The following is a 6000-nucleotide window of genomic DNA, read 5'->3' as shown; positions in this document are numbered from 1 at the left end:
GAGCAAAGCGCGTTTAGACGGAAACGCTGCATTGCTCTAACTCTTTGGTTCGACGCGTCTTTGCGATTCTTGGTGATTCCACCAAATCGCAAAACGCTTTAGCCGGATACCCTCCGGGCATCGATGAGCACTGCAAGTCCGGCCAGAACACAACACCTGAAAAGACGGAGGCAGCGAAGGATCAATCGCCAATAGGCGATGCGCCCGGCCATGCCGCACAATAGAACCGAATTTCAGGTGATAAGGAGAATGGCTCCGCGAGCAGGACTCGAACCTGCGACCCAGCGATTAACAGTCGCTTGCTCTACCGGCTGAGCTATCGCGGAACAGAGGGTGTCCCCCGGTGGAGCGGGTGTATAGCTCCAAGAATCTCACTTGCCAAGACCTATCCTGCCCTCATTGCATCTTCTTTTCGGATTAATATCTAAGGGTAAGGGAACACAACCGGATCAAAGGTCCGGTTTTGACCGTCTGGAGGGCTTTTTGGCACCCAATGAACAGATCAATCGTCCGAAGGTGAAACTCGCCGGACGACATTTTCATCTGCCAGCCTCGCGAAGCCTGCGAGTGATTCTGGGTGTTCTGCTGGTGATCGGCGGCTTTCTGGGCTTCCTGCCGATTCTGGGCTTCTGGATGATTCCGCTCGGCCTGCTGATTCTGTCGATCGACATCGCGCTGGTGCGGCGCCACCGTCGCAAGCTCGCAGTCTGGTGGGGGCGCCGGCGCCAGACACGCCCGGTAGAGGATCGCTGATTCCGTCCGCGCTTCAAGCGTTACCGGCCACCACGCGCGTTTCCTCGATGGCGACCAGGCGATTGACGACCCGTTGAAGTTCCTTCAGGGCAGCCAACCGATCCCGGCGGGGAATCTGCTCGAGGTCCTCATTCCCCTCGACCGCACAGGCGCGAGCAAGAAAATCGGCCAGTTTGATCTGGCCGAGGAAGAGTTCGAAGGCAAACACTTCCAGATAGAGGGCGTACGGCTGATCCGGCGTCGGATGGCAGGGGCAGATCTTGATTTCCAGTTCGCTCGCCTCGAGCAGATCGAGATCGCGCCGTGTCGGCATGCCTGGTGTGCCGCGGTTATGCGCCAGCCACTCCCGCTGGCGGTCGACGTCGTTGGCAGCTCGATCTCGACCGAGCGGATAGTAGCTGTCATTGGCATCCGTCATGCACCGTATTCCCTTGGCTGGCCGCGCCGGTCGATTCAAACGGCGGCCGGCCGGAAGGCCGACGGTCGCAATCAATGGACCGGCTTGCGTTAACAGACTCTCATCCAAGGTCCCCTGACAGCATCCCGTCCATGGAATCATGGCGCACCAACGGGTGTTTGGCATGACGCAAAGCGGAAATGGCGGTATCATGCTGCATCAGGCTTGCGAGGGCTCTTACCTGCCACCACAGAAGCAGGCTGCCACCGGTTCGTCTCTCTTGCTTGAGGTGCCTGGCTATCACGCGCCGATCACGAGCGTGGTCGCCTAATGATAAAAAAAGGGGAGGTATCCGATGGTGGATGACTTCAGCGCGCTGCAACAAAAGGCACAGGCGCTACAGGTCGAGATCGAGAGCCTGTACGCTTTGCTCGGGGCAATGGCCCGGGCACTTGAAGAAACCGACCAGGATTTCAAGCAGCGCGTGGCCCGATCCGCAGGAGCGGCCATTCGGGCTCAGATGGTGGATGACGATACGCAGGTGATGCGAAACCACTGCCTCCATTTCATCGCGAGCACGCTGAAAGTGCCGCTGTACTGCGTCATCCGCTGAAGGGCGGATCCTTTCTGCCTTCTTCCGGGACCGACAACTCCGGCCGTTTGGATTTGCCGTTGGAAGTCCCTTTGCGACGCATGGACGCCACGAGAATCACGCTATGCTGCGTCGGGATCGGCAGGTGTCATTGCTCGGTGCCCCCGACAACCGACGATGACAATGCCTCGCTTTCAGGTACGAGAGCGATCTCGTCGGCGCTCGAAAGGCGCAATGGAGCAGGGAACAGCAACGGCCTGGGATATTTCCAGTCGTTTCAGGTTGCCTGAGCCGTGGCAAGCCGCGCGGGAAAACTCGTCGCCACGCTATGCTTGTCATTCAGGCGGCATTCAGCTCGTCCCCACTACTTTTACGCGAAGAATAGCAAGGAGATACGCCATGTCCCGATCGGTTCTCGTCGGCATGCTGGCGAGTGCAGGCATCGTTTTTTCATCGGCTGCCGGTGCTGCAATATCGGCCCCCTTGGCCGCCCCCAATGCGTCGCCAGCCGTGCAGGTGCAATATTATCCACCTTGACCGCCCGGCTATAAGGTCACCAGCCATGGCGTCTGCAAGCCGAGCCGCTACCTCAAGAGACACCCCGGTCAGGACCCCTATAGCGAGAACTATCAGCGCCCGCGCCGGTATTACCGATATGAGGATGATCAGTCAGGTTACGATCGTCGCTATCAGCGCCCCGATTACAACAATGGCGATGACGACGGCGATTACTGATCACCGTTCCTTGCGATCAACCCTGGACATCACGCTCCCAGCTAAGCTGTCTTGAGAGCCGCCCAAATCGCCACATGGTGGCGCGATGGCCTGGGAATGGCACGGCCAAGCCTGCGTGAATTCTCGATCCAGGCCTGGATTGCGTCCTGCGCCTTGGCGACCGCGCCCTCAGGTGTTTCGCCATTGCTCACACAGCCGGGAAGATCAGGGACGATTGCGGCGAACCCGCCCCCATCCGCAACGGACCGCGGCTCGACCAGAATTGGGTATTCCAGATCGCCCATGTCGCCCCCACTAGCAAACGCACCATATCGCGCGTGGGCGTCATTTGGATGTCAGCAGGCGCAGCATTACTCGATACCGCGTCCTTGCGATGAAGGGAGATCGCGAATCGATCGTGCCCTTGCCGCCGCGGGCGCCGAAAACGGCCGCCCTTCGCACACAAACCGTATCGCATGGTCATTGAGGGGTAAGCCCCATAGCCAAATTGCCGGACGCCCCGGTGCGTCCTAGGCTTCAGACGCTCTCAGCCGGAGCCCCGGCTGATCGAGCAGGGAGGCCCGGGAGACGATCCTGCAAATCTGCCCTCCGGGCCTCCTGTTTTCTTCCAAGGAAGGCCCTGGCCGATCTCAGGGAAATCTCGTGCCGTGAGGAAGAAAGGGAAGTGGGCGAGAATCGCCTGAACCGCGAGCATCATGCCGAACCGGTGCAGGGTGAAAGCGAACAACGGACGCATCCATTCCGCCGCCGCTGTCGCCAGCAGCCCAATCAGGACGTCCGATGTATCAGAAAAATTGGAGGCCACGCCCGGAATCGAACCGGGGTGCAAGGATTTGCAGTCCTCTGCGTAACCACTCCGCCACGTGGCCATCCATTGTCGCGCTGTGCAGGACAAAGCGGAGGCAGGCGCTATAACAAGCAAGCCTCACGCGTTCAACCGGTTTTCTCAGCCGAAGCAATATTTCCGTGAATGCGGGTTGCGGGCTGTAAAACTGAAGCCTCCCACCTCGCAGCAAGGCCAGCCTTCTTGCCTTTTGCGAGGCCATGCCGCAAACAACGCTGTGACAAACAGAGATATCGAGCGATGACCGACTTCATCCAAGCGCGCCGCACCATGGTGGATTGCCAGATTCGCACCAATGACGTGACCGAGGCGCGCGTCGTGGATGCCTTCCTTGCCGTTCCCCGCGAGACTTTCGTGCCGGTCTCCAAGCAGCCCTTGGCCTATCTCGATGCCGATCTGGCAGTTGGGGGCGAGGCCGGCCAGCGCTATCTCATTCAGCCGATGTATCTGGCCAAGCTCGTCCAGGCTGCGGGCATCAAATCCACCGACACCGTACTCGATATCGGCACGGCGTCCGGCTATTCGGCCGCGATTCTCGCGGAACTCGCCGAGAAAGTGGTGGCGCTGGAGAGCGATGAGGGGCTTGCCGCTTCGGCAAAGACCGCGCTGGCTTCCTACCCCAATGTGACGGTGGTCACTGGCCCGCTCGATCAAGGGGTAGCCAGATCTGGGCCTTATGATGTGATCCTGATCGAAGGCGCCGCCGAAGAAATTCCTCCCTCCTTGTTCGCCTCGCTCAAGGAGGGTGGTCGCCTCGTCGCCGTGGTCGGTCGCGGCCGACCTGGACGCGCCACCGTGTTCGTCAAGGTCGGGTCGGACCATACCGGCCGCATCGCCTTCGACGCCTCCGTGCCGGCCCTGGCAGCCTTCGCCAAGGCCCCCGCCTTCTCATTCTGATCATCAAAACAGCACCTTAGGAGAAAATTAACCACTAATTAACCGAACCCGGGGTTCACTGTCTCTTTTTTGCGTCAACCTCGGATTTATCTCTGGGCAGCCGAAATCAGTTGTTGGTGAAAGCTGCCTGACAGGCTATTTTTTTAAAAAATATGGCGGTTTGTCCGCTTCTTTTGATTTGGGTCGGGTCGAGTCATGAAAACTGTAAGCGTTTTTTCGTTATTGGCTGCAAGTGCTTCGCTTGTTTTCTTCATGGGCGGAGCGCAGGCTCAATCGCTGCAATCGGCCCTTGCCCAAGCCTATGCGGCCAACCCAACCTTGAATGCCCAGCGTGCTGGCACGCGGGCCAACGATGAAACTGTCTCGCAGGCACTCAGTGGTTACAGGCCGAACGTTTCGGCTTCGGCGAGCATCAGCGCCGAACGGGATTTCACCAAGTCTCTGCAGGGGAGGCGGTCCAACGACACCCGATTTCCGCGCGGCGCCGACATCACGGTAACGCAGAATCTGTTTAACGGCTTCCAGACTGCAAATTCAGTGCGTGCTGCCGAATCGGGCGTGCTCAGCCAGCGCGAAACGTTGCGTGACACCGAGCAGTCGGTACTCCTCAACGGCGTAACGGCCTATATGAATGTGTTGCGCGACGCGGCTCTGCTCAATCTGCAGAAGAACAATGTCGAGGTGCTCGAGGAGCAGCTCAAACAGACCAAGGACCGCTTCAATGTCGGCGAAGTGACGCGGACCGACGTCGAGCAGGCCAATTCCAGTTTGGCGAGCGCGCAGTCACAGCGGGTCGCCGCCGATGCGCAGCTCAAATCGTCGGTTGCCATCTATCGGCAGATCATCGGCTCCCAGCCCAAGAAACTGCAGCCGGTCAAGGTACCGCGCTCGCTGCCGAGGAACCAGAACGCCGCAATCCAGGCCGGGCTTGCCAATCACCCCGGTATCACGGCCGCGCTTCATGCCGTCGATCAGGCCGCCATGCAGGTGAAGGTCGCCGAGGGCGCACTCTACCCCAGCCTGAACGCCCAAGGCACGATCTCACACAATTATGAGCCATCAGGCGCGAAGATGGGCACTTCAGCCGCGATCGGCGCCTTCCTCACCGTGCCGATCTATTCGGGCGGCGGCGACTATTCCAAGATCCGCCAAGCCAAGGAACTGCTCGGCCAGGCGCGTATCCAGGTCGACGTCAACCGCGAATTGGTACGCTCCAACGTGATTCAGGCCTGGGGCTCCCTGGACGGCGCCCGTGGCGAAATCCAGGCCTTCCAGGCTGCCGTCAATGCGCAGGGTGTGGCCCTCGCCGGCGTGCGTGAGGAAGCCAAGGTCGGCCAGCGCACCACCTTCGACGTGCTGCAGCAGCAGCAATTGCTGCTGCAGGCACGGGCCAGCCTGATCCAGGCGCAGCGCGACCAGATCGTGGCCGCCTATACCGTGCTGTCGACCGTCGGCAAGCTCAACGCCGCGGCGCTCGGCCTCAAGGTTGCCCGCTACGATCCCACCACGCATTACGATCAGGTGCGTGACAAGTGGATCGGCACCGACATCCCGGATGGGCGCTAAGCGGCGCCTGCCCACAGGAAGATGACGGCAACGCCCTCCGTATCCTTGCGATCGGAGGGCGTTCTTGCTTGAAGTGCCACCATGCCGTTTCGCGCTTGGATGGACTCGCCGAGAATCGCCAGCACAACTCGAAACGAGGAACCGGCGCAAAGCGCGATTCGAAGACATTGCACTTTGCTCCAGCGCGCCATCGGGGCACGGCGCGCTCGATGTGGA

8 protein-coding genes and 2 tRNA genes are annotated in these 6000 nt (G+C 60.1%); 5 read left to right on the top strand and 5 right to left on the bottom strand.

Features of this window, described 5'->3' with window-relative positions; all coding sequences use genetic code 11:
- Positions 1–250: 250 nt before the first annotated feature.
- Positions 251–326, bottom strand: a tRNA-Asn gene (locus BA190_RS07745).
- A gap of 157 nt (positions 327–483) precedes the next feature.
- Here BA190_RS07745 and BA190_RS07740 point away from each other — a divergent pair.
- The gene (locus BA190_RS07740) at positions 484–753 is read left to right on the top strand and encodes a hypothetical protein (RefSeq protein ID WP_068284923.1); all 270 of its coding nucleotides are present in this window, start codon (positions 484–486) and stop codon (positions 751–753) included.
- Positions 754–766: 13 nt separating this feature from the next.
- Here BA190_RS07740 and BA190_RS07735 read toward each other — a convergent pair whose 3' ends face one another.
- Positions 767–1171 (bottom strand): hypothetical protein, encoded by a 405-nt coding sequence (locus BA190_RS07735; protein WP_068284919.1) that lies wholly within the window; start codon positions 1169–1171, stop codon positions 767–769.
- Positions 1172–1505: 334 nt separating this feature from the next.
- On the opposite strand from BA190_RS07735, the gene BA190_RS07730 reads away from it, so the two are divergent.
- Both BA190_RS07730 and BA190_RS35755 read left to right on the top strand, forming a co-directional pair.
- The gene (locus BA190_RS07730) at positions 1506–1763 is read left to right on the top strand and encodes a hypothetical protein (protein ID WP_068284915.1); all 258 of its coding nucleotides are present in this window, start codon (positions 1506–1508) and stop codon (positions 1761–1763) included.
- A 378-nt stretch (positions 1764–2141) separates the two neighbouring features.
- A complete protein-coding gene (locus BA190_RS35755; RefSeq protein ID WP_156771399.1) occupies positions 2142–2279 on the top strand; it encodes a hypothetical protein in 138 nt (45 codons plus the stop codon).
- A 239-nt stretch (positions 2280–2518) separates the two neighbouring features.
- Here the strand turns inward: BA190_RS35755 and BA190_RS07725 are convergent, their stop codons facing one another.
- From BA190_RS07725 to BA190_RS07720, 3 genes are all read right to left on the bottom strand, one after another.
- The gene (locus tag BA190_RS07725) at positions 2519–2761 is read right to left on the bottom strand and encodes a type II toxin-antitoxin system HicB family antitoxin (RefSeq protein WP_068284914.1); all 243 of its coding nucleotides are present in this window, start codon (positions 2759–2761) and stop codon (positions 2519–2521) included.
- 242 nt (positions 2762–3003) lie between these two features.
- A complete protein-coding gene (locus tag BA190_RS35145) occupies positions 3004–3306 on the bottom strand; it encodes a hypothetical protein (RefSeq protein ID WP_082979548.1) in 303 nt (100 codons plus the stop codon).
- Positions 3273–3346: transfer RNA gene (locus BA190_RS07720), tRNA-Cys, on the bottom strand. The genes BA190_RS35145 and BA190_RS07720 overlap by 34 nt, the downstream gene beginning before the upstream one ends.
- Positions 3347–3561: 215 nt before the next feature.
- On the opposite strand from BA190_RS07720, the gene BA190_RS07715 reads away from it, so the two are divergent.
- Both BA190_RS07715 and BA190_RS07710 read left to right on the top strand, forming a co-directional pair.
- On the top strand, positions 3562–4218 hold the full coding sequence (locus BA190_RS07715) for a protein-L-isoaspartate O-methyltransferase (RefSeq protein WP_068284909.1): 657 nt from the start codon (positions 3562–3564) through the stop codon (positions 4216–4218).
- A 252-nt stretch (positions 4219–4470) separates the two neighbouring features.
- Positions 4471–5784 carry a TolC family outer membrane protein gene (locus BA190_RS07710; protein ID WP_245314612.1) on the top strand — a complete coding sequence of 438 codons (1314 nt, stop codon included), beginning with the start codon at positions 4471–4473 and terminating at the stop codon, positions 5782–5784.
- Positions 5785–6000 lie beyond the last annotated feature (216 nt).

This window comes from Labrys sp. WJW, from assembly GCF_001676615.1.
Taxonomy (GTDB): domain Bacteria; phylum Pseudomonadota; class Alphaproteobacteria; order Rhizobiales; family Labraceae; genus Labrys; species Labrys sedimenti.
This window is presented reverse-complemented; position numbering and strand designations above follow the sequence as displayed.